The sequence below is a fragment of the Prochlorococcus sp. G4PB16 genome, assembly GCF_059772465.1.
This window is the reverse complement of sequence record NZ_CM186289.1, coordinates 1,647,620-1,671,647: the sequence shown is the minus strand read 5'-3', so window position 1 is coordinate 1,671,647 and position 24,028 is coordinate 1,647,620. Positions and strand designations below refer to the sequence as shown.

Annotated in this window: 24 protein-coding genes; 15 read left to right on the top strand and 9 right to left on the bottom strand. The window is 36.5% G+C overall.

Annotated elements, in window-relative coordinates:
* The 5 genes from cgtA to AC6EIZ_RS09395 all read right to left on the bottom strand — a co-directional run bounded on the left by cgtA (window position 1) and on the right by AC6EIZ_RS09395 (window position 5,939).
* Window positions 1–990 (bottom strand): Obg family GTPase CgtA, encoded by a 990-nt coding sequence (gene cgtA / locus AC6EIZ_RS09415; protein ID WP_498510750.1) that lies wholly within the window; start codon window positions 988–990, stop codon window positions 1–3.
* Between the two features lie 98 nt (window positions 991–1,088).
* A complete protein-coding gene (locus tag AC6EIZ_RS09410; RefSeq protein WP_498510748.1) occupies window positions 1,089–3,503 on the bottom strand; it encodes an endonuclease MutS2 in 2,415 nt (804 codons plus the stop codon).
* A gap of 14 nt (window positions 3,504–3,517) precedes the next feature.
* Window positions 3,518–3,922, bottom strand: a complete 405-nt coding sequence (locus tag AC6EIZ_RS09405; protein WP_498510746.1) for a VOC family protein — start codon at window positions 3,920–3,922, stop codon at window positions 3,518–3,520.
* A 48-nt stretch (window positions 3,923–3,970) separates the two neighbouring features.
* Window positions 3,971–4,969, bottom strand: coding sequence for a porphobilinogen synthase (gene hemB, locus AC6EIZ_RS09400; RefSeq protein ID WP_498510744.1), 999 nt, complete (start codon window positions 4,967–4,969; stop codon window positions 3,971–3,973).
* Between the two features lie 34 nt (window positions 4,970–5,003).
* Window positions 5,004–5,939 (bottom strand): DnaJ C-terminal domain-containing protein, encoded by a 936-nt coding sequence (locus AC6EIZ_RS09395; protein ID WP_498510742.1) that lies wholly within the window; start codon window positions 5,937–5,939, stop codon window positions 5,004–5,006.
* A gap of 143 nt (window positions 5,940–6,082) precedes the next feature.
* On the opposite strand from AC6EIZ_RS09395, the gene AC6EIZ_RS09390 reads away from it, so the two are divergent.
* From AC6EIZ_RS09390 to AC6EIZ_RS09380, 3 genes are read left to right on the top strand one after another with little or no spacing between them, the layout of a single operon-like run.
* Window positions 6,083–7,750 carry a SulP family inorganic anion transporter gene (locus AC6EIZ_RS09390; protein WP_498510740.1) on the top strand — a complete coding sequence of 556 codons (1,668 nt, stop codon included), beginning with the start codon at window positions 6,083–6,085 and terminating at the stop codon, window positions 7,748–7,750.
* 45 nt (window positions 7,751–7,795) lie between these two features.
* Window positions 7,796–8,791, top strand: coding sequence for a sodium-dependent bicarbonate transport family permease (locus AC6EIZ_RS09385; protein ID WP_498510738.1), 996 nt, complete (start codon window positions 7,796–7,798; stop codon window positions 8,789–8,791).
* Window positions 8,792–8,800: 9 nt separating this feature from the next.
* Window positions 8,801–9,082 (top strand): P-II family nitrogen regulator, encoded by a 282-nt coding sequence (locus AC6EIZ_RS09380; RefSeq protein WP_498510736.1) that lies wholly within the window; start codon window positions 8,801–8,803, stop codon window positions 9,080–9,082.
* Window positions 9,083–9,103: 21 nt separating this feature from the next.
* Here AC6EIZ_RS09380 and AC6EIZ_RS09375 read toward each other — a convergent pair whose 3' ends face one another.
* The gene (locus AC6EIZ_RS09375) at window positions 9,104–10,060 is read right to left on the bottom strand and encodes an NAD(P)/FAD-dependent oxidoreductase (protein ID WP_498510734.1); all 957 of its coding nucleotides are present in this window, start codon (window positions 10,058–10,060) and stop codon (window positions 9,104–9,106) included.
* Between the two features lie 274 nt (window positions 10,061–10,334).
* Between AC6EIZ_RS09375 and AC6EIZ_RS09370 the strand changes: the two genes are divergently transcribed.
* Both AC6EIZ_RS09370 and AC6EIZ_RS09365 read left to right on the top strand, forming a co-directional pair.
* Window positions 10,335–10,646, top strand: coding sequence for a hypothetical protein (locus AC6EIZ_RS09370; RefSeq protein WP_498510732.1), 312 nt, complete (start codon window positions 10,335–10,337; stop codon window positions 10,644–10,646).
* Complete coding sequence (locus tag AC6EIZ_RS09365) at window positions 10,643–12,322, top strand: ABC1 kinase family protein (RefSeq protein WP_498510730.1); 1,680 nt, start codon at window positions 10,643–10,645, stop codon at window positions 12,320–12,322. The genes AC6EIZ_RS09370 and AC6EIZ_RS09365 overlap by 4 nt, the downstream gene beginning before the upstream one ends.
* 6 nt (window positions 12,323–12,328) lie before the next feature.
* Here AC6EIZ_RS09365 and eno read toward each other — a convergent pair whose 3' ends face one another.
* Window positions 12,329–13,630 (bottom strand): phosphopyruvate hydratase, encoded by a 1,302-nt coding sequence (eno, locus tag AC6EIZ_RS09360; RefSeq protein WP_498510729.1) that lies wholly within the window; start codon window positions 13,628–13,630, stop codon window positions 12,329–12,331.
* 186 nt (window positions 13,631–13,816) lie between these two features.
* Between eno and AC6EIZ_RS09355 the strand changes: the two genes are divergently transcribed.
* The 5 genes from AC6EIZ_RS09355 (at window position 13,817) to rplA (ending at window position 18,913) form a co-directional block, all read left to right on the top strand.
* A complete protein-coding gene (locus AC6EIZ_RS09355) occupies window positions 13,817–16,582 on the top strand; it encodes an ATP-dependent Clp protease ATP-binding subunit (RefSeq protein WP_498510727.1) in 2,766 nt (921 codons plus the stop codon).
* A 71-nt stretch (window positions 16,583–16,653) separates the two neighbouring features.
* Window positions 16,654–16,896, top strand: coding sequence for a preprotein translocase subunit SecE (gene secE / locus AC6EIZ_RS09350; RefSeq protein ID WP_498510726.1), 243 nt, complete (start codon window positions 16,654–16,656; stop codon window positions 16,894–16,896).
* Between the two features lie 101 nt (window positions 16,897–16,997).
* Window positions 16,998–17,606, top strand: a complete 609-nt coding sequence (gene nusG, locus AC6EIZ_RS09345) for a transcription termination/antitermination protein NusG (protein WP_498513254.1) — start codon at window positions 16,998–17,000, stop codon at window positions 17,604–17,606.
* A 103-nt stretch (window positions 17,607–17,709) separates the two neighbouring features.
* Window positions 17,710–18,135, top strand: a complete 426-nt coding sequence (gene rplK / locus AC6EIZ_RS09340) for a 50S ribosomal protein L11 (protein WP_498510725.1) — start codon at window positions 17,710–17,712, stop codon at window positions 18,133–18,135.
* 70 nt (window positions 18,136–18,205) lie between these two features.
* Window positions 18,206–18,913, top strand: coding sequence for a 50S ribosomal protein L1 (gene rplA / locus AC6EIZ_RS09335; protein ID WP_498510724.1), 708 nt, complete (start codon window positions 18,206–18,208; stop codon window positions 18,911–18,913).
* Window positions 18,914–18,990: 77 nt separating this feature from the next.
* On the opposite strand, the gene AC6EIZ_RS09330 is transcribed toward rplA, so the two are convergent.
* Window positions 18,991–19,131, bottom strand: a complete 141-nt coding sequence (locus AC6EIZ_RS09330; protein ID WP_498510722.1) for a hypothetical protein — start codon at window positions 19,129–19,131, stop codon at window positions 18,991–18,993.
* A 5-nt stretch (window positions 19,132–19,136) separates the two neighbouring features.
* Here AC6EIZ_RS09330 and rplJ point away from each other — a divergent pair, with 5 nt between their 5' ends.
* From rplJ to AC6EIZ_RS09305, 5 genes are all read left to right on the top strand, one after another.
* The gene (gene rplJ / locus AC6EIZ_RS09325) at window positions 19,137–19,664 is read left to right on the top strand and encodes a 50S ribosomal protein L10 (protein ID WP_498510721.1); all 528 of its coding nucleotides are present in this window, start codon (window positions 19,137–19,139) and stop codon (window positions 19,662–19,664) included.
* Window positions 19,665–19,718: 54 nt separating this feature from the next.
* On the top strand, window positions 19,719–20,114 hold the full coding sequence (gene rplL, locus AC6EIZ_RS09320; RefSeq protein WP_498510719.1) for a 50S ribosomal protein L7/L12: 396 nt from the start codon (window positions 19,719–19,721) through the stop codon (window positions 20,112–20,114).
* 66 nt (window positions 20,115–20,180) lie between these two features.
* Window positions 20,181–20,666, top strand: coding sequence for a ribonuclease HI (gene rnhA / locus AC6EIZ_RS09315; RefSeq protein WP_498510717.1), 486 nt, complete (start codon window positions 20,181–20,183; stop codon window positions 20,664–20,666).
* Window positions 20,653–21,810 carry a quinone-dependent dihydroorotate dehydrogenase gene (locus AC6EIZ_RS09310; RefSeq protein WP_498510715.1) on the top strand — a complete coding sequence of 386 codons (1,158 nt, stop codon included), beginning with the start codon at window positions 20,653–20,655 and terminating at the stop codon, window positions 21,808–21,810. Before rnhA ends, AC6EIZ_RS09310 begins: the two co-directional genes overlap by 14 nt.
* 67 nt (window positions 21,811–21,877) lie before the next feature.
* Window positions 21,878–22,960: a pyridoxal phosphate-dependent aminotransferase gene (locus AC6EIZ_RS09305; protein ID WP_498510713.1), complete on the top strand. Its 1,083-nt coding sequence runs from the start codon at window positions 21,878–21,880 to the stop codon at window positions 22,958–22,960.
* Here AC6EIZ_RS09305 and murG read toward each other — a convergent pair.
* Entirely contained in the window at window positions 22,953–24,011 is a 1,059-nt protein-coding gene (gene murG, locus AC6EIZ_RS09300; protein ID WP_498510711.1) for an undecaprenyldiphospho-muramoylpentapeptide beta-N-acetylglucosaminyltransferase, read from the bottom strand. The genes AC6EIZ_RS09305 and murG overlap by 8 nt on opposite strands.
* Window positions 24,012–24,028: the final 17 nt, after the last annotated feature.

The window sequence follows — 24,028 nt, the reverse complement described above, 5'->3', positions numbered from 1 at the left end:
TTAATATCCAAGTTCGTTCCAAATAGAATCCAATAAATCATTTAGACCAAATTTCGTTACTGCAGAAATTATATGTACCTTTTTTCCCGTTAATTCATGAATTTTATTTACAAATTTTTTAATTTGATCTTCATTTAATAATTCTTTTTTATTAAGAACAAAAATTCTAGGCCTAAAAATCAAATCATGACCATAAGACCTTAATTCCTCATTAATAGTTTTGAAATCATTTATCGGGTCGTTAGATGCTGAATCTATTAAATGAAGCAAAACCTTTGTTCTTTCAATATGTCTTAGAAAATCATGCCCTAGGCCAATACCTTTTGACGCTCCTGAAATTAAACCAGGAATATCTGCAAAAACTGTTCCATCTCCTGATGGTCTTCTTACTACTCCTAGATTAGGAATTAAAGTTGTAAATGGATAATCAGCAATCTTTGGCCTTGCAGAGGAGAGTACAGAAATCAACGTACTTTTACCTGCATTTGGCAAACCAATAATTCCGACTTCTGCTAGAAGTTTTAATTCCAATTGCAATGACCATTCTTCTCCATCTTTTCCTTCAGTAAATTTTTCTGGAGCTCTGTTGCTATTTGATAAATAACGAGCGTTACCGAAACCTCCTTTTCCTCCAAATGCGACAACAAGTTGCTGGCCTTTATGAGTTAAATCACCAAGAATAATATTTGTAGAGAGATGTCTTACCTCTGTTCCACATGGAACTTTAAGTACAGTGTCTCTTCCTGATGCTCCTGTACATTTATTGGGACCACCTCTCTGACCATTCTCGGCAGAGATTAATTTCTGAAATTTGAAATCCAAAAGAGTTTGCAAGTTATCATCAGCCTCTAAAACAACATTGCCTCCTTGTCCTCCATCTCCTCCCGCAGGACCGCCTGCTGGAACATACTTTTCTCTTCTAAAAGCAGAGATACCATCACCACCTGAACCTGCCTTGACGTCAATAATGGCCTGATCAATAAATTGCATTTAGAAATATCTATTATCAATAAACTAAAGAATAATTCTTAAATTTATACTTGCTGAATTAAAGAATTAAAAAACTGTTTATAACTTTCACCTCGAATTTAATCAACCATCCATACAACACTACATCCAGGACCGCCATCATGCGGTTCAGCATCAGCTACTTTTTCAATATATGAAAGTGAATCAAACCATTTCCTCAAACCTTTTTTCAGTTTTCCAGAACCAATTCCATGAATAACCCATAAAGCTCCAGAACAATTTCTCAATTTTTCTTCAATTACCCCCTCGGCTTCATGCACGCGTAAGCCTCTTACATCTAAGGTGTTTTTTTTAGTACGTACTAAGGATAGATTTTTTCTTACCTGCGAAGTTTTTACTTCCACAAGTGGATTTATTTCCGCCTTTAGACCATCAAGACTCTCTACTTCAGTTAAACTGACTTTGCTTCGAAACACACCGCATAGCACTGTTAATTGCATTCCATCATCTGAAAAAGAAATTATTTCACCTGCTTTACCAATAGAAGACAATCTAACTATGTCCCCAATCTTTGGGGACCAACTCTGAATATGCTGGATTCGCTTATCGCTTCGATATCCATTTTCAATTTGCCGCAATCGTTGACCAGCGATTCGTGCTGTCTCACCACTAGCATTGTGATCGCGCAAGCGTTTAATTAAATGTCTAACTTCTTTTTGGCCTTCACGAATTGATGACTCCAATTTGAACCTTCCTTGTTCATTAAACTCTTCCGATTGTTGACGTTGCTTCTGCCAACTATTAAGCAATTCTTCATGTAGTAATTCGGTTTTAGCTAATAAAGCAGCAGCATCCTCAGCAGCTGATTGTTGACGTTCTCGTTGTTTTTCTAAGCCTTGAATAACTTGATTAACATTATCAACGCTTGCAGGATTGATAAATTCCTGAGCACTTTTAATCACTTGCTCATCGAGACCTAGTCTCTTTGAAATTTCAATTGCATTACTTCGACCAGGAATTCCCCACTGCAAATTAAAGGTTGGTTTTATAGTTTCGCTATCAAAAGAAACTGATGCATTTTCAAATCTTGAATCGCTGTATTTGAGTGCTTTTAATTGTCCAAAATGAGTAGTTGCAATAGTTAATCTTGCTCTATCAGCCATTATCTTTAAGAGCGCCATAGCCAATGCTGTACCTTCGGTTGGATCGGTTCCTGCCCCAACTTCATCTAAAAGCACAAGAGTCGTACCAGGGAATGAAGCTATAGCATCAAGGATTCGACTTATACGTAGAATATGTCCACTAAATGTAGATAAATTCTGCTGTAAAGATTGCTCATCACCAATATCAGCTAAAATATTTTTACACCAAGGTAATTTTGGTGAGCCTGCGCAAGGCAAAAGCAATCCGGCTTTTGCCATTAAAACTGCTAAACCAATACTTTTTAAAGCTACTGTTTTGCCACCTGTATTAGGACCTGTAATTGCTACTACTTTCAAATCACTGGCAACATCAAAGCTTGTAGGTACAACTCTATTCTTTTTTTCATGGAAATCTTTCCATACTAATAGAGGGTGACGAAAATCTTTGATCTCGAAAAGTGTATTTTCCCTTTCATCAAGAATTGCTGGTACTCCGTTAAGCCATTGAGAATAACGTGCTCTAGCTAATGAGAACTCAATCTGCAAAAGTATTTCTTCTAAATGAGCTATTACATTTGCATTAAGGCCAACCTCTTTACTCCAATTAGCGAGAAGTCTTCTCTCCTCATCTGAAATTTCAGAATCTATCTTCGCTAAGCGGTTTCCTATTGATATGACAACTTGTGGCTCGACATAGATCGTATTTCCTGAGGCTGAACTATCATGAACCATTCCTTTGATCTGATCAGAAGTCCCAGCCTTAAACGCTAAAACAGGTCTACCATACCTCTCTGAGATAATTTTATCTTGAAGTAATCCACCATATTTCTGAATGATATCTTGAAGAATATCTTTTCTTTGAAGACGGACAGAATTCCTATGACGTCTTAATTCAGATAGCTTGGGGCTAGCACGATCTGCAATTCGCCCGCCTTCATCCAGCCCAAATTCGAGGAGTTTTTGCAAATCTGGCAAAGTTGCAATATCTTTAAGTAATTCAGAAAGTCGTGGACGTATCAATTGATCAAAAATTAGTTTTCGTAGTTTTCGAGCAGCTCTTAAAGTATCAGCTACTTTTAACAAATCCTCACCTACGGCGACACCACCTTTGGAACATATTAAAAGAATATTTTCCAAATCATGCACACCTTCAAAAGATATTCCTCCATCAAGAGAACTATCTAATGACCCAATTTCTAATGTTTGACTCAACAGCTCTTGGCTTATAGATATATTTACTGGTAAATCAAAGCTTTCACATTTGTTACGACCTTGTGGAGTAAGCGCGAATGTAGACAAATGACTACAAACAGTTGGCCATTCAAGCAAATCCAAAGACTCTGATATTATTTGTGACTTTTGAGAATCATCATGATTTTTTGTTAATCCCATTCGTCTTTATAAGTCTATTGATTTGTTGGTATTCCTGTTAATGGGTGATAAAGCATTTCTAACCAATTACCCTCTGTGTCTTTCAAGTAAAAAGAGGAAGTGCCATCACGATGATCATGCAAAGCACCAACCTTCATACCTTGATTTTTCAAAGAATCATGAATTCTCTCTATTTCATCCCTCTTAGTGAAATGAAATGCGAAGTGAGGGCCAGCAGCTTTATAGCCCGGTCCAAGCAATGCCAAGCCATCCTTAGTCTCCCCTGCTTCTAAGTAACACCAATCAACATCATCCCAAACGAGCTTCATTCCCAAGCCGATGTAAAATTCTTTCGCCCTATCAACATCTTCAACTCTTATCGCTACATGACCGAGACGATGAACGCTATTTATATTCAAATCTGATTGTTTTTTTATCATTAGTATAGATTGAAGTTCAAATTTCAATAAATGTATTAATCAACTTTATTAGTCTTTTAACCATCTTGCGGCATCACATGCGTGATATGTAAGGATAAGATTTGCTCCAGCTCTTTTAAAACTCAATAAAGTTTCCAAAACAATTGCCTTTTCATCTATCCAACCTCTTTGAGCAGCAGCTTTAACCATTGAATACTCACCACTAACGTTATAAGCAGCGATTGGTAATTCTGATTCTTCTCTCAAACGGTAAATAATATCTAAGTAAGACAAACCTGGTTTAACCATGAGGATGTCCGACCCCTCTTGTTCGTCAAGTTGAGCTTCTGTTATGGCTTCTCTAGCATTAGCTGGATCCATCTGATAGGTATTTTTATTTTTTGGAATAGGCTTATTTGATAATGATTTAGGAGCAGAATCCAAAGCCTCTCTAAAAGGTCCGTAATATGCAGATGAATATTTTGCTGTGTAACTAATTATTCCTACATGTTCAAAACCTTCATCATCTAAGGCCTCTCTTATGGCTCCTACTCTTCCATCCATCATGTCACTAGGACCAATTAAATCTGCCCCGGATTGTGCTTGAACAACTGCTTGTTTACATAAATAATCAACTGTTTCATCATTCAAAATTATTCCTTGATTACTAACTATTCCATCATGACCATCACAAGAATAAGGATCTAAGGCGACATCAGTCATAACACACATCTCAGGTATCTCTGTTTTCAATCTTTCAATAGCCCTTGGTATTAAACCTTTTTCATTGAAACATTCAGCTCCATCTTCTGTTTTTTGCTCATCACGAACTTTTGGGAAAAGAACGACGCATCTAATACCTAGATTCCAAGCACGCTTAACTTCATCAACTAATCCATCCATTGACCAACGAAATGAACCTGGCATCGCTGCTATCTCTTGGATATCTGAACCTTCATGAACAAAAAGAGGATAAATAAAGTCAGAGGCAGATACACTATGCTCTCTGACCATATCTCTTAAAGAGTTTGTTCTACGCAGACGACGGGGCCGATAAGTAAGATCCATATTGACCAATAGAGATAACTACATTTTACTTCCTTTAAGTCCTAGCCTGATCGAACCAACTCGAACGAGGTTCATCTATTCGAACAGATCTAAGCTTTTCAAGAAGTCTCAACTCATCATCTGACCAGTTTTTAGGGAACTTTAATTTTAGAGTAAAAAACAAATCACCTTTGGTATCTAGATTTTGCAACCCCTGACCTTTTAATCTCAATTTTTGCCCAGGTAAACTTCCAGAAGGTATTGATAAATATGTATCTCCTTGAGGAGAAGCAACCGAAATGTTTGCTCCTAAAGCTAATTCATCTAAAGAAATAGGTAAATCTGCATGAACATCTAAACCTTTTACTTTCCAAATCGGATGAGACTCAATACTGACTACAATCAATAAATCTCCTCTTTTCCCTTTGCCAGAATGTATATTACCCTTTTTTTCAATACGTATTTTTGATCCTGTTTCAATTCCTTGTGGGATTTTCACCTCGATGCGTTCATCATTAACTAAAAGACTCTTTGTTGTTCCCTTTAAAGCCTCTAAAAAACTAATTTGCAAATTAAATTCAGCATCAAGATTTAATGTTTGAGAAATATTATCTGAAGATATATTTGAGTAAATTTCCTTACCAACCTCACTAACTCTTCCAATTAAATCACTCAAAAAATCGTCAAAGTTTAGATAATCATCAAAGCGCTGGTTATTCTTTTCCCTATAAAAATCTCTCTTCTTTCCATCTCTATTTTTGAACCAATAATTTAGAAATTGTTCATAAGACTTTTTTTTATTTTCATCTGAAAGGATCGTATAAGCTTCATTTATTTCTTTAAACTTCGACTCAGCCCTCTCATTATTTGGATGTAAATCAGGATGAAATTTTCTAGCAAGTTTTCTGAAGGCACTTTTAATTTCTTCATTGGTAGCATTTCTCCTAACACCAAGGAGTTTGAAATAATCCTTAAAACCATCTGATGCCATCGAAATCACGCTATTTTCTTAGAAAAAATCAAGCTTTTCAATGATTTTTCTTCAATATAAGTATTTAAAAGCAGAGATTCTAGAACTTAAGGGAACCTTGAAGATATAGGCTTATTCAAGTCAAATCATGTAAGGAGAGTCGATTGGCGTTAATTAATGGCTTTCACCTTAAAAATATTAGAGGTGATGTATTAGGTGGCTTGACCGCTGCGGTTGTAGCACTACCACTAGCTTTAGCGTTTGGGAATGCGGCACTTGGCTCAGGAGGAGCTATTTACGGTCTTTACGGAGCAGTCGTAGTTGGATTTCTCGCCGCATTGTTTGGAGGAACTCCTGCTCAAGTAAGTGGTCCGACTGGGCCGATGAGCGTAACAGTTGCTGGTGTAGTTGCGAGTTTGGCTGCTGTAGGAGTACCTAGAGATTTATCTGCTGGCGAAATTCTTCCTTTAGTAATGGCTGCAGTGGTCATTGGAGGATTATTTCAGATTTTATTTGGCCTTTTAAGGCTTGGTAAATACATCACGCTTGTTCCTTACTCAGTCGTTTCAGGCTTTATGTCTGGAATTGGAGTAATCATAATTACTCTTCAAATAGGTCCTCTACTTGGAATATCAACTCGAGGCGGAGTATTAGAGTCTCTTTCAACTTTAATTAACAATTTCGAACCCAATGGGGCTGCAATAGCAGTTGCAATAATGACACTGGCGATAGTTTTTTTGACCCCACGCAAAATAAGTCAATGGATCCCCTCTCCTCTTTTAGCATTATTAATAGTTACTCCTTTATCAATACTTCTTTTTGGCGATAGCTCCATAGACCGAATAGGCGAAATACCAGAGGGTGGTCTTTCTTTAAGTCTTCCAGATCCTAGCTTTGACAATTTCTTCCCAATCATTCTTAAAGCTGGACTAGTCCTTGCTGTTCTTGGCGCTATTGACTCCCTTCTTACATCTCTTGTAGCAGATAATATTTCTCAAACTAGACACAATTCTGATAGAGAATTAATTGGACAAGGTATTGGAAATGCAGTAGCTGGGATTTTTACAGGTTTGCCTGGAGCGGGTGCAACCATGAGAACGGTAATAAATGTCAAATCTGGAGGTTCCACTCCAATTTCAGGAATGGTGCATTCAGTTGTATTGCTATTAGTTCTAGTTGGGGCTGGTCCCTTAGCCGCTCAGATACCTACAGCTCTACTTGCAGGCATTTTAATAAAAGTTGGATTAGACATTATTGATTGGGGATTTTTATTAAGAGCTCACAGACTTTCTCTGAAAACTGCAAGTGTGATGTATGGAGTCCTCTTAATGACAGTTTTCTGGGACTTGATATGGGCTGTACTGGTTGGTGTATTCATAGCAAATATGCTCACTATCGATTCAATTACAGAGACACAATTGGAGGGCATGGAGGCTGACAACCCATTCGATTCAGCTTCAAATAACAATGCAGCAAATGCACAACTCCCCTCAGATGAAAAAGCACTTTTAGATCGTTGTGCTGGAGAAGTAATGCTATTTAGATTAAAAGGGCCACTTAGTTTTGGAGCAGCGAAAGGAATTACTGAAAGAATGATGCTTGTAAGAAACTATAAAGTTCTAATTCTTGATATCACTGATGTTCCCAGACTTGGAGTTACTGCAACTCTAGCAATTGAAGATATGGTTCAGGAAGCGTTAAGCAACTCAAGGAAAGCATATGTTGCTGGTGCAACAGGAAGAGTAAAAGAGAGACTTGCTAAATTTGGAGTTGACGTAATTGGCTCAAGAAAAGAAGCCCTAACAGCTGCAATTGACAACCTCAATGGTTGATAATCAATATTTTATCTGATTACTTACTTTAAAATCTAACAAGAAATGGGACAAAACCTTTTCATCCAAAATGCTTTAAGTCCGCCAATACTTTTCTTCTTTTTGGGTGCAGCTGCATATTTATTCAAGTCTGATTTTGAGATCCCATCTCCGTTACCAAAATTATTTTCTTTATATCTTTTATTTGCAATAGGCTTCAGAGGGGGGATTGAGCTTCAAAAAAGTGGTTTTGCTTATCCAGTTCTTCCAACTGTGATAGCAGCAATATTAATGTCTCTATTAATCCCACTTATTTGCTTTTTAGTACTGAGATTTAAATTTGATGTTTTTAATGCAGCCGCAATATCAGCAGCATATGGATCAATAAGTGCCGTGACATTTATAACTGCTGAAAGTTTTCTCGAAAGTCAAAATATACCCTTTGATGGTTTTATGGTCGCAGCTTTAGCACTAATGGAATCTCCTGCAATAATAATTGGTCTTCTCTTAGTCAAATTTGGAGCGCCCAAAGATAGGCCGATTAAAAGGAAAATGAAATGGGGATCAATTCTTCATGAGTCGATGTTAAATGGTTCTGTCTATTTGTTACTTGGTAGCCTTCTAATAGGTTTTTTGACATCCGCGTTTGATCCATCTGACATAAAAAAAATGGAACCATTCACAGCTGAATTGTTCTATGGAGCAGAATGTTTTTTCCTTCTAGACATGGGAGTTATTGCTGCTCAACGCCTCGCTCGTCTTAATAAGACTGGTGCATTTCTCATTATGTTTTCAATATTCATGCCAATAGTTAATGCAGTACTAGGATCATTAGTAGCTAGATTTCTAGATTTAGACCCAGGCAATGCTCTGTTATTTGTAGTTCTATGCGCTAGTGCTTCTTACTTAGCTGTACCAACAGCAATGAGAATGACTGTTCCTGAGGCACGGCCTAGTTATTACATTTCGACCACTCTTGGATTAACTTTTCCTTTTAACATAATCATAGGAATACCAGTATATATGGGCTTAGTAAACACAATGATTCCATCAATGGGGTAACTTGATTACATGAAAAGACTTGACTTGATTTTTAGTGAAAGAGAACTAAATGATGTTCTATCAGCATTAGAAAAAGCTGAAGTTCCTGGCTATACGGTTATGAAACATGCAACTGGAAGAGGTCCAGAAAGAATTGTCACAGAAGACATGGAATTTACTGGATTTGGATCAAATGCACACGTAATTATTTTTTGTGAGCAAGAGATAATTGAAAAGATACGAGAAAATATAAAAAATGTTCTTAGTTACTACGGTGGTGTGGCATATGTTTCTGAAGCAACTCCTCTTTAAAAATACTTATCAATTGCATCATTAAGCATGAACCCAATCGACACGAATTGATTTCCGGCTATTTAAATATCTATCTATTGCCATAGCAGCTATACATCCATCAGATGCAGCAACAACAGCTTGCTTAAAAGGAGTATTTCTAATGTCACCAATAGCCCAAACCCCTTCAACTGTTGTCGACATAAAGTCATCAACCAAAACTCCACCATCTTCCTTAAAAGCAACCTGATCACCAAGAAAATCAGTAATAGGCTTTGAACCGCTCATATAAACAAAAACACCTTCAAGAGCTAAATCTTGATGACTATCAATTGAACGGTTCTTAACCTTAATACCTGTTACACCTGAATCATTCCCTTCAATTTGCATTAACCTTGTCTTACTCCAATGGTTTACATTTGGTTTAGATAATAGTTCTTGCGCATGATGATCATCTGATTTTGGATCATTTGATGTTATCCAATGAACTTTGGAAGCAAATTTTGTGAGAACATTTGCTTCTTCAATTGCCTCTTTATTAATACCAACAACTGCGACTTCACGATCTCTATAAAAAGCTCCATCACAAGTGGCGCAATAACTTACTCCTCTACCCAGGAATTCAGCTTCACCTTTAAAAGAGGCCGGTCTTCCCATTGCACCACTAGCAACTACAAGTGCCTTTGCCTTAAAAGTCCCCTCTGGGGTATAAATAGTTTTCAAGTCACCACTAGCATCAATTCCAAAAACTTGGGCTCTGCGATAATCAGCACCATACTGAGTAGCTTGATCTCTCATCAATTTCAACAAGGCCTCTCCACTCATTTCACTAGAAACTCCAGGATAATTGGCAATTTGATGAGTTATCGCTAGAGCACCTACATCAGGATTCTTATCAAGAATTACTGTTCTCAAGTCTGCTCGGGAAGTGTAAAGTGCACAACTGCAACCAGCAGGCCCACCACCAACTATTACTACATCAGTTTCAATGGTTTCCAATGGAAAATCTCTTAGTTAGGTTTTGGTCTCTTTCAAGAAGAGAAAAGGATGTTTTGAGATCACTTGAGTTAATAGATTAAACTTTTACCCCAAATCAAATCAAATCAAATGTTTGTATTCTTAAACTCTAATGAAAATATTCGTGGTTGAGCGATAACGAACAATCTTCTAAATAGATTTAATTGATTAATAGCAAATCTGCATACATCCAGTTTCAATCTGAAGTCACAAAAAACCTTAAATATTCTAGAGTGAAAGCTGATTAATTAGATCATTGAGCGACTCAGAAATACTGCTAAAAGCAGCTATCAACCGAATAGCAGCTCGGATAACTGAGAAAGTAATCAATTCTGCCCAAGAATTCACTGAAATTGCTGAAGAATTACCTCAAAAGCTCCAAAATGAGTGGTCTAGCTTTAAAGAAGAGGTTATTGAAGAATCTGAACGTCTAGAAAAAATGAAAAATTCAACAGCAGCTCGAAATTCAAAGGAACAATCAAGTGAAGAAGATTTAATTCAAATTAAAATAGATAATCTCAGAGCAAAGGTTATCGGTATTAACAAAGATATTGAGGGGGGAAATTGATATTTCTAGCTAGTCAACTTCAAAGATTTGGAAGAGCCCTTAGGATTTGGATAATATTATTAGGTTTACTTTTCTATTTATGGTTCGATTCTAAGAAATGGACTTATTTAAAAGGATATACCGCTAAAAGAAGAGAAAAAAGAAATACTTTAAGAGCAAAATGGATTACAAAAGAATTAGTTAATCTAGGATCAGCATTTATAAAATTAGGCCAACTTTTATCCGCAAGAGCCGATGTCATTCCATCTGCATGGGTAGATGAGCTTAGCTCTCTACAAGATAGAGTTCCTCCTTTTTCATTTGAAAAAGCTAAAGAAATATTAATAACACAACTTGGAAATTCTTATAATAAGATTTTGCATATTGATGAAATACCTATTGGCTCAGCATCACTTGCTCAGGTTCATAAGGCTAAATTAATTAGTGATAAAAATATTATTTTCAAAATTCAAAGACCAGACATAGAAAAGTTTTTCAGACTTGACTTAGAGGTAATGAATCAAGTAGCAAAAGTAGTTCAAAGAATAAAGGCTCTAAGTCGAGGTAACGACTGGGTAGGTATTGCAAAGGAGTCTAAGAGAGTATTACTCAGAGAACTAGATTTTCGAATTGAAGCTCAATATGCTGCAAGGTTCAAACAACAATTTATAGATGACTCAGATATTTTAATCCCAAGTGTATTTTGGGATTTAAGTACAAGTAAAGTTTTATGTTTAGAGTATTTACCAGGAATCAAGATAAATGACATTAGATCTCTAAAAAGAAATGATATTGATACTTCTTTAATCGCAAAGATTGGAGCTACAAGTTATTTAAAACAATTGGTTAATTATGGTTTTTTCCATGCTGATCCTCACCCCGGAAATTTAGCTGTGTCTAAGGGTGGTTCTCTTATTTACTATGATTTTGGGATGATGGGTTTTGTCTCTGAGCGTATTAGAGGCAGACTCAACTCAATGATAAAAGCCGCAGCGCTGAGAGATGTTAGTGGACTAGTCAAAGAACTTCAAATCGCTGGATTAATAGAAAAAGATGTCGAAATAGGTCCAGTTAGAAGATTAATAAGAATAATGCTAAATGAAGCTCTAACACCCCCATTTGATTCTCAAATTATAGAAAAGCTCTCTGGAGATATATCTGAACTAGCTTATGGGAAACCCTTTAGAATACCAATTGAGCTGATTTTTGTTTTTAGAGCATTATCAACTTTTGAAGGAGTTGGAAGATATTTAGACCCAGAATTTAACTTAATAGCAATAGCAAAACCCTTCCTTCTCCCGCTAATGACTTCAAAAAATCCAGACTCTAATGACCTATTTAATGAATTAGGAAGACAAGTTACTGAAATAGGTAGCAAAGCTGTTGGGTTGCCAAAACGCTTAGATGACAATCTAGAGAGACTGGAACAAGGCGACTTGCAACTTCAAGTACGAATGGGTGAATCAGACAGACAACTCAGAAGAATGATTAATGCTCAACAATCATTAGGTAATTCGGTTCTTCTCGGCGCACTTTCAATATCCTCAGCTTTACTCGCTTCAAATAATAGACCTTTTTTATTTCTCATACCATTAGCTTTTGGATTTCCAATAGCTCTAAGCTGGATTAAATTAAAATTCAAGATGAGAAGCGAAAGTCGTTTAGATAATTTTCAAGAAAGAAAGGGCTTCAAATAGTGACATTCAACTCTGAAAGCTTCCTCTTGGTCCTAATCCGATAAGTCCAGCATATGTTGCTTGACTTCCTAACTCATCCTCAATACGAAGCAATTGATTATATTTCGCGACTCTTTCACTCCGACTCAATGAACCTGTTTTAATTTGACCTGATTTGGTTGCTACTGATAAATCAGCAATAGTTGTATCTTCAGTTTCTCCACTTCTGTGACTTATTACAGTTGTATAACTCGATCTTGAGGCAAGCTCTATAGCCTCAAGTGTTTCAGTCAGAGATCCTATTTGATTAACCTTTATTAATATTGAATTAGCAATGTTCTCATCAATGCCTCTTTGTAAACGAAGTGAGTTGGTGACAAATAAATCATCTCCAACCAATTGCACACTTTTGCCAAGCTTTTTAGTAAGCAAGCTCCAACCATCCCAATCATCTTCAGCCAATCCATCTTCAATAGAAATGATTGGAAATGAATTAACTAGTCCAGCCAATTCCTCAACCATTTGCTCGCTGGAATAGGAATTCCCACCATAAAAATATTTCCCCTCCTTATAAAACTCCGTACTTGCAACATCCAAAGCTAAAGAGATTTGCTCCCCTGGCCTAAATCCAGCCTGTTCAATTGCTTGCATTAAAAGGTCTCCTGCTGCTTTATTACTTTCAAGATTTGGAGCGAATCCTCCTTCGTCACCAACAGCAGTTGATAAACCTTTCTGACTCAATAAATCTTTAAGCGTATGAAAAACTTCAGCTCCCATTCTTAATGCTTCTCTGAAGCTTTCAGCACCATGTGGTACCAACATAAATTCCTGAAAATCTAAATTATTTGCAGCATGTTCTCCTCCATTAATAACGTTCATCAATGGCACTGGTAACAATGATGACATAGGTCCACCTAAATACCTGTACAAAGGCAAACCCAATCCATTAGCCGCTGCTCTCGCTGTAGCCATGCTGACAGCAAGAATTGAATTTGCACCAAGATTTGATTTGTTCTCTGTATCATCGAGTTGCTTCATAACCGAATCAACTGTGGCTTGATCTAAAGCAGAAAGGCCACAAAGAGCGGGAGCAATTGTTTCCTCTACATGACTAACAGCCTTTATAACTCCCTTACCCATATAACGTTTCCCACCATCTCTTAATTCATGCGCCTCATGGGCTCCAGTGCTCGCTCCACTGGGAACAATCGAACGTCCAATAGCTCCACCTTCTAAAAGCACTTCAGCCTCTACCGTTGGATTTCCACGAGAATCCAAAACTTCTCGGGCGATAATGGTATCAATTACTAGTTCTAGAGAGTCAGCCACAAATTTAAGATGATTTTTAGATCTTATGAACTACATTATTCCTATATGTTCCTGAATTGCCAATCTAGCTTGCTTTCCAAGACCTAATCAATCAAATTCATCTTGACAAGAAATACACGTATCGATAAAAGGTCTCCACCAACATTCAGAAGGCAAATGAACACTTTGAATCAAAATTGATCCAAAATGAATGCAAGTCTAACCACAGAACCAGATTCTTTTAGTGATGAAGCTTGGAGTCTTTTACTAATAGCTGAACAATCAGCAAGAAGGTGGCGACATCAGAATTTAGATGTTGAACATCTTATTCAAATACTTTTTAGAAATAAAAAATTTCAAAAATATACAAATTCCTTACCTGTTAACCATGAAGAAATAAATGAAATTTTAGAAAACTTTTTAGCTGACCTTCCAATCAATAACCAATCAGACTTATTTATCGGAGAAGATCTAGAAATTCTTCTTGAAACAGCTGATGATTTCCGCTCTCGATGGGGTTCTAATCAAATAGAGATTTCTCATATCCTTATCGCAATTGGTCGAGACAATCGCTTGGGAGAGGATCTTTTTTCTCAAGCAGGTCTGCCTAGTGAAATTCTTGAAGCAGAATTAAGACGACTACCAGCACCTAAATCATTTAAACAATCAAAAAGAATTACAACTCAACAAAAAAAAGATAGACCAAAAAAAGATTCACGGTCCTCTTTATCAACCAAAAACGCTTCAACAAATTCTGACCGCGAACCACTTACTCCTATCACTAAAGAAGAGATCACATCAAAACAAGAACCTATAAATCTTCATGAAACGCCAAGTGCATTGGATTTATATTGCAAAGACCTGACAGCCGAAGCTGAAAATGGGACGTTAGATCCTGTGATTGGCCGAGAGTCGGAAATCAAAGCAATTACAAAAGTTTTATCTCGAAGAGGCAAAAATAATCCAGTACTAATTGGTGCTCCAGGTGTTGGAAAAACAGCAGTTGCAGAATTACTAGCTCAAAAAATCATAGCCAACGAAATTCCGGATTCTCTTCAAGGTTTAAGACTAATTTCACTTGATATCGGCGCATTAATAGCTGGAGCTAAATTTCGAGGACAATTTGAAGAGCGCTTTAGATCATTATTAAGTGAAATCAGCAATAGTGAAAAAGGAGTAATCCTATTCATAGACGAATTACATACAATTGTAAGCAAAGACAGATCAAATAATGATGCTGGGAGTCTATTAAAACCATTGTTAGCCAGTGGAGACTTAAGATGCATTGGTGCAACCACTCCGGATAATTATAGACGTACGATCGAAAAAGATTTAACTCTTAACAGACGTTTTCAACAAGTATTAATCAAAGAGCCCAGTCTAGATTTAAGTTTAGAAATTTTAAAAGGACTTAAAGAAAATTATGAGTCTCATCATGGAGTAACTATTACTAATGAATCATTAATCGAGGCAAATCGTTTAGCTCATAGATATATAAGTGATAGATGCCTACCTGACAAAGCTATTGACCTGATTGATGAGGCGTCAGCTCAAGTAAAAATTGAATCTTCATCAAAGCCAAAAATCATAGAAGAGAAAGAATCTGAGATCAATCATTTAGAATCATCAATCCGAAATGCAAATAAACAGACAACACTAGAGACTATTAATAATCTTAAAGAAGAAAAAGAATTTCTACTCATTGAGCTCGTTCAGATCAAGCAAAAATGGCAAGATCAACTTGATAAACTAGCTGAACTACAAGAACTAAAAACAAGTGTTGAAGAATTAAAAAATTTAATACGACATGCTGAAATATCAGGTGATATTGAAGAAGTCGAAAGACTTAAATATGAACAACTTTATCAACGCAAAGAAAGGATACAAGAAATAGAAGTTTCTATTCAAGAGGATAATGAGTATGGCAATTCCTTACTCACAGACCAAGTCAACCCAGAAGATATAGCTGATGTTGTCTCAAGATGGACAGGAATTCCTGTAAGAAAAGTTTTATCAGGTGAAAGACAAAAACTTTTAGGTTTAGAAAAAGACTTAGAAAAAAAAGTTATTGGCCAATCCAATGCTGTTCAAGCAGTCGCAGCAGCAATTCGAAGAGCAAGGGCTGGGATGCAGGATATAAGAAGGCCTATAGGATCCTTTCTTTTTCTGGGTCCTACGGGTGTTGGAAAAACAGAGCTTGCCAAATCATTAGCTAGTTCTTTATTTGATGAGGAGGACGCTTTAGTGAGACTAGATATGAGTGAATATATGGAGAGAAATGCTGTTTCAAAACTCTTAGGTGCGCCTCCTGGATACGTAGGTTACGAAGAAGGTGGGCAATTAACAGAGGCAGTTAGAAAGAGACCTTATGCGGTTTTGCTACTTGATGAAATTGAAAAAGCTCATCCAGAGGTGTTTAACATTCTTTTACAGGTATTAGATGATGGAAGACTCACAGATTCTCAAGGTCGAACAGTAGATTTTCGAAATACAGTGATTGTCATGACTAGTAATCTTGCTAGCAAAGCAATATTAAAGAATTCACTTCAAGTTCAAAGCGAAAATTCAAATAAAAATATTCTTGCACAAGAATTAGATCAACAAATTAACGAAGCTCTCACAAAAAGTTTTCGACCAGAGTTTTTGAATCGTATTGATGAGGTAATAAGATTTAGTCCACTAAAACCAGAAAATTTAGAACAAATAGTTAGACTTCAGCTTGATGATTTACAAAAACTTCTCAAACATCAGGGTTTAGATCTTTATGTTGACGAAAACACAATAAAAACTCTTGCTGATGAAGGTTATGAACCTGAATACGGGGCCAGACCGCTTAGAAGAGTAATTAGGAGAAGATTAGAGAACCCATTGGCAACCCAAATTTTAGAAGAAGCTTTTGCAGATGCAAAAGCAATAAGAGTTGAAACTAAAGAAGATGAGTCTAAAAAACTTCTTTTTTTAATAGATAACTAATGGATCAAACATAAGTTAGTCTAGGTTTATAGCCATTGTTTTTAAAGCACCCTTCTTTCAGTCTTCCCAAAGTGACAAGTCCAACCTCTAAAGAGGATAAAGAAAAGGTAATTCCTACACAAAAGGAAAAGACAACCTTAAAAAAAAGTTTTTTATCCTCTACAATTGATGAAATGAAACTGGTTGTATGGCCATCACGCCAACAACTTTTCAGTGAATCTATTGCTGTGATTTTAATGGTCACTCTATCAGCAGTATCAATAGCTGTTGTCAGCCGTTTTTATGGATGGGCTTCTGCTCAGATATTTCGCTAAGTTGACTAACCTAAATTTTAAACCACTCACAAATTTTTCCTGTGTCAGAGATTGAAACCACCCCTACTGAAGATTCAGAAATAATTGATCGATCAGAAACCATGCAGAATGATCAATCACATTTTTCAAACCAATCAATTAAAACGAATATTTCACGTTGGTACGCTATTCAAGTTGCTTCAAGTTGCGAAAAAAAAGTAAAAGCAACACTTGAACAAAGAGCCATCACTCTTGGTGTTAATGACAGAATAATAGAGATAGAAATCCCTCAAACACCTGCAATTAAGTTAAAGAAAGACGGTAGTAGGCAGACCACAGAAGAAAAAGTTTTCCCTGGATATGTGCTCGTTCGTATGGTTTTAGATGAGGACACAATGATGGCTGTAAGAAGCACTCCAAATGTAATTAATTTTGTTGGTGCAGAAGACCGAAGAGCTACTGGTAAAGCGCGCGGACATATAAAACCACGACCTCTCAGCAGGCAAGAGGTGAATAGGATTTTCAAACGAGCAGCTGAAAAGAAAACTGTTGTCAAGTTGGATGTAGAAGAAGGTGATCAAATTGTTGTTACTTCTGGTCCTTTTAAAGATTTCCAAGGAGAAGTAATTGAAGTTTCAGGAGAAAGAAACAAACTTAAGGCACTTTTATCAATTTTTGGTAGGGAAACCCCAGTTGAACTTGAATTTTCTCAAATAACCAAACAAAATTGATTTTTAATTTCCTTTTGCTGTCTGGTCAGTCTAGGAGTTAAGTTTATTAGATAATTTAATCTGATTAGTTTCAGATTTTCCGCATTAGTTCAATTTTCAGCCGATGGCAAAGAAAGTAGTAGCCCTGATCAAGTTGGCCTTACAGGCTGGCAAAGCCAACCCCGCTCCTCCAGTTGGACCTGCGCTTGGTCAACACGGGGTAAACATAATGGCGTTTTGTAAGGAATACAATTCGCGCACCCAAGACAAAGCTGGCTTTGTTATTCCAGTAGAAATATCAGTTTTTGAAGATAGAAGTTTTACTTTCATAACAAAAACCCCTCCTGCTTCGGTTTTGATCACTAAAGCGGCAGGCATTGCGAAAGGTTCTGGAGAGTCAGCCAAAGGAAATGCTGGTTCAATAAGTAAAAATCAGCTTGAAGAAATTGCTAAAACAAAACTTCCAGATCTCAATTGCAGTAGCATTGAATCAGCGATGAAAGTTATAGAGGGGACAGCCAAAAATATGGGAGTTTCCATAAAAGACTGATTTAATCGTAAAATTATTGGACCTTCTCTTATCTGGGGGAGACTAAAAGTCGAATGCACCCCACTAAATTATGAAAAATTTTTCTAAAAGAATGACAACGTTACTTTCAAAAGTGGAAGAGCGCTCATATTCTCCAATTGAAGCAATCAGATTAGTAAAGGAAAATGCTAATGCAAAATTCGATGAGACTATTGAAGCTCACATAAGACTTGGTATTGACCCGAAATATACTGATCAACAACTAAGAACGACTGTTGCCCTTCCTAATGGCACCGGCCAACAAGTACGAATAGCAGTCGTTACGCGTGGTGAAAAAGTGTCTGAGGCGACGAAAGCAGGCGCCGATCTTGCTGGAGAAGAAGATTTAGTTGATTCAATCAACAAAGGCGAAATGAACTTCGACCTTTTAATTTCAACTCCAGACATGATGCCTAAAGTAGCCAAGCTTGGAAGAGTGCTTGGGCCTAGGGGACTTATGCCTAATCCAAAAGCAGGAACGGTTACTACTGATCTAGCCGGAGCTATTAAAGAATTCAAAGCAGGAAAACTTGAATTCAGAGCTGACAAAGCAGGAATTGTTCATGTTCGATTTGGTAAAGCAAGTTTTTCAGAAGAGGCGCTCCTTGAAAATCTTAAAATTTTGCAAACAACCATAGAGAAAAATAAACCAAGTGGAGCAAAGGGAAAATTTTGGAGGAGCTTCTTCATTACATCCACTATGGGACCCTCAGTAGAATTAGATATAAACGAATTACAGGACTTGCAGAAAGAAAAATGATCCATTTTGTTGTAAATTAGAAAAGTGGTAAAACCACTTGGGCATGCGCCCATCCAAAGACAGCAGGTCTGAAGCTTTTAAACATTTTGTGTAAAAGCTTCTATAAAACCCGCCGAGGTATACGCAAGGTTTTTTTCTTTTTGGATTGAATCATTAGCGGCCTCGATTCCATTCTGGAATTTGGCCGTATGTCCCGTTCTTCCCCCGATTCGATCCAATTATTATGGGCCGCACGCTGGAAAGCAAAAAACAGATCGTCGAACAGTTAGTTGATCTACTAGATACCTCGGAAATGGCTTTGGTTCTTGATTACAAGGGCTTATCCACAAAAGAGATGTCTGACTTGCGCTCAAGGTTGCAAGAAAGCGATGGAGTATGCAAGGTAACTAAAAATACCTTGATGCGCCAAGCCATAAAAGGAAAAGATTCCTGGACTGGTTTAGATTCATTGCTTACTGGAACTAACGCCTTTGTTTTAATCAAAGGTGATGTTGGAAGTGCTGTTAAAGCTGTACAAGCATTTCAAAAGGAAACTCAAAAATCTGAGACTAAAGGAGGTCTTTTCGAAGGCAAGCTCTTATCTCAAGATGAAATCAAAGCGATTGCAAAACTTCCTAGCAAGGAAGTACTTATGGCTCAAATTGCTGGAGCAATGAATTCCATAACAAGCAAAATAGCTATTGGCATCAATGAGGTTCCTTCTGGACTAGCAAGGTCTCTAAAACAACACTCTGAGAGCGGCGAGAGCTGATCTTAATTATTTAACAATTTGTTTTCTACTTTTACTTAGTTGCTGATTTAAACCATGTCTGCAAAAACCGATGAAATCTTAGATTCATTAAAAAGCCTATCTTTGCTTGAAGCTTCAGAGCTTGTAAAGCAAATTGAAGAAGCTTTTGGTGTGTCTGCTGCCGCATCTGCCGGTGTTGTCATGGCAGCTCCAGGAGCTGCTGCTGGTGGCGATAGTGCCGATGCTGCCGAAGAAAAAACTGAATTTGAGGTAGTTTTAGAAAGCTTTGACGCTTCATCTAAAATCAAAGTCCTTAAAGAAGTTCGAAATGCCACAGGTCTTGGCCTTGGCGAAGCTAAAGCGCTAGTCGAAGCTGCTCCAAAAACAATCAAAGAAGGAGCATCAAAAGAAGATGCTGAAGCTTTAAAGAAAGCAATTGAAGCTGTTGGTGGAAAAGTAACTTTAAAATAAAATCGTTACTGGAAAAACACCTATTTTCTGCTTATATGAAACCGGTCTATTCAGACCGGTTTTTTTATGTCTAAAAAAGAAAAATTGGCTATTACTGCAGCAACTGATGGTGCCTGTAGCGGAAATCCTGGCCCAGGTGGTTGGGGAGCATTAATTAGATTCGAGGATGGAAGCGAAGTTGAATTTGGTGGTTTCAGCCCTGAGACAACAAATAATCGCATGGAATTACAGGCGGCTTTATTTGTTCTTAGAAAATTAAAAAACTTAAAATTCCACCCTTCATTAACCATAAAAACTGATAGCAAATATTTAATTGACGGAATGGAAAAATGGATGTCGAATTGGAAAAAGAAAGGATGGAAAACTGCAGCCGGTAAAAAAGTTCTCAATCAAGATTTATGGAAAGCTCTTGACCACGATGAACTGCCAAAAATCAAACTTCAATATGTCAAGGGACATAGCGGAGAAAAAGATAATGATAGAGTTGATGAAATTGCTGTAGCTTTTTCTAAAGGTAGAAAAATAAAACTAAAAGATTTTGACAAAGAATAAAAAAAACGACCTCTATAATATTCTGCTTGGTCAGCTTCTATCTCAAGACGAGGGTATAGATGCAGAAATACTTACTAATTCAGCTCTTAAAGCCATTAAATTTGCGTCATCAAATAGAAATTTTCCAATAATTTCTAATATCCTTTTAAAAGCATCAAGTGATTTTCAAAGAAACAATTTAAGCTTAAATCAAAATATCTTTGGCTCTCATTTTAAAAATCCTGTAGGACTTGCAGCTGGATTTGATAAAAATGGTGTAGGAGCTGGTCTTTGGAATTATTTTGGATTTGGTTTCGCCGAATTAGGAACCATCACTTGGCATGCCCAAAAAGGTAATCCAAAACCCAGACTTTTCAGAATTGCAAAAGAAAAAGCTGCACTGAATAGAATGGGATTCAATAATGAAGGCGCAGAAAAATTCCTAAGCACTATAGAAAAACAAAAAATCCCTGCGCCAGGAGATAGACCATGTGTCCTGGGAATTAATTTAGGAAAGTCAAAAATTACACCTCTCGATGAAGCCCATAAAGACTATTTTTTATCTTTAAGACTATTGGCTCCTTTATCAGACTATGCCGTTATTAATGTTAGTTCACCCAATACCCCTGGACTTCGCTCATTACAAGGAACAAAACAAATAAAAAAATTAATCCGCACGCTAAAAGATTTATCCAATTGTCCTCCTTTGCTTGTAAAAATTGCTCCAGATCTGTCAAATGAAGAAATTGATGAAATTGCGAGAGTTGCAATTGAAAATGGTATTGATGGAATAATTGCAATCAATACAAGTTTAAATAGATTTAACTTAAAACACCTAAGAATCAAAACTGGAAATACTTTAGAGGAAGAAAGTGGAGGCTTAAGTGGAGTCCCTTTAGAAAAAAGAGGACTGGAAGTTATAAGAAGGCTGAGGAATAGCACCAATAATTCTTTACCGCTTATTGGTGTAGGTGGAATCAGTTCAGCACAAACAGCCTGGGAAAGAATTGCAGCGGGGGCATCACTGGTTCAGGTATATACAGGTTGGATATTTGAGGGGCCGAATTTAGTTCCAGAAATTTTAGATGGATTAACGATGCAAATGGAAAAGCACGGATTCCGAAATATTAAAGAAGTTATTGGCTCCGAAGAACCATGGAAATAAAAACAAAAATTAATTAATAAATAATTATGATTATGCTTAAACTGATCGCAATATTTTCTAATATATAATGAAAATAGACTTCGATATTCATGGAGGTAATATTGAAAAAGAAGCAAGAAAGTTAGGCCTAAATAAAGATGAAATAATCGATGCAAGTGCATCAATAGTCCCTTTTAAATTGCCTAAAAAGTTAAATAATTACCTCATTAATAGTATAAACAATGGATCTATCAAATCATATCCTGATAGAAGTTATTTTGAAATCAAAAATTCTATTGCGAAATGGCATAACATTGAACCTTCAATGATTTTACCTGGTAATGGAGCTTCCGAATTATTTACTTGGGCAGCAAAAGATGCAAGTTTAAATGGTATAAGTTCATTACCATCGCCTGGTTTTGGAGACTACCAAAGAGCTTTAAAATGTTGGAATGCTTCTTATATACATAATCCTATTCCTTTATCTTGGACTAATAACAATCCTCAGTCATTTCCTATTATACCAAAAACCGATGTCTTATGGATTACTAACCCACACAATCCAACTGGGCAATTATGGAGTCGTTCATCAATAGAAAAATTATTAACTAATTATAAACTCGTAATTTGCGATGAAGCATTTATTTCTCTTACACCCGGGGGTGAAAATGAATCAATCATTGATTTAACTAAAAACTATAAAAACCTCATAGTAATAAGAAGTTTAACTAAGTTTCTAGGTATTGCTGGTTTAAGAATTGGATACGCCGTAACTAACTCAGATAGATTATTCAAGTGGGAACAGATAAGAGATCCATGGCCAGTAAATACGCTAGCAATAAATGCAACTAATCTAATCATGACAGATTCTAAAATGCATAAAAAAAGATTAAATAAAATCCATAAATGGGTAAAAGAAGAAGGGAAATGGTTACATAAAAGCTTGTCAGAGTTTTCTACTATTAAGCCTCTACCCACAACTACGAATTTTCAATTAATTAAAAGTGATACTTCTCTATTAAATCTTATTGAAAATTTAAAAAAAAGAGGCATTTTATTAAGAGACTGTAGATCATTTAAACCTCTTAATGAAAATTGGATCAGAATAAGTCTCCTAAAACGCAAAGAAAATATTCATATTATTAATACTTTAAAAGAGTACATTAATTAATCGAATTTAAAATCTCAAATATCTTATTTTCAGAATTGAGGCAATCATAACTATTCATATTTGATTTCATTTCACTTAGAGAATTAGAATCTATCAAATTAGATATGGTGTTTTTCAAGCTAGCTTTTTCTGGATCATGTTGATTAACTATTACAGCCCCTCCATATCTAGCCATATGAGCAGCATTTAATTCTTGATGTTGATCGGAAGAAGCTGGAAAAGGTATTAAAATTGAGGGGGTCTTAGTTACCATTAATTCACAAATTGCACCAGATCCAGCTCTACTTATTGCAAGATCAGCATTTTGCAGCAAGGCCGATATTTCATTACTGAATTGTCTTACAACCAAATTAGCGTGAGTTTCAACTTCACCTAATTTTTTGTAGGAATAATCGTTTTTACCGGTCAGATGAATAACTCTACATCCCTTATCAAGCAACCAAGGTAAGATATTCCTTACCATCTCATTCATTTTTATTGCTCCTTGACTACCTCCCATAACTACAATTAATAACCCCTCTCCGAGCGGCACCCAAGAGGGAAGAGACTGATCTAAAAAAAATTCTGACCTTACAGGTGTTCCAGTAAAACTTGTTCTACACCCTGGCAAATACTCAGATGCTGACGGGATTCCCAAAGCAACATGGTCACAAAATCTCCCCAAAAACCTAGTTACTTTTCCTGGTATAGCATTTGATTCATGCAACAGAATGGGGATGCCAGTCAGTTTTGCAGCGAGAATACTAGGAGCAGAGATATAGCCACCAGTGGTAAACACAACGTTAATTTTTTTTTGACGTAATAGAAGAGAGACCTGTATTGAAGCTAAAAACAACTTACATAAATCAATCATTTTTCTAAAGATATTTCCTTGCAATCCTCCAACTTTTATTTTTGTTAAATTATATTTTTCGGGAACTATTTCAATCTCTAGCCTATTTGGCACTCCTAACCACTCAATTTCCCAAGAATTTGAAAGTGACTCTGCAAAAGACAATGCGGGATAAATATGCCCACCCGTACCGCTTGCTGCAATTAAAAGGCGAGGCATAAAAACAATAAAGTTAT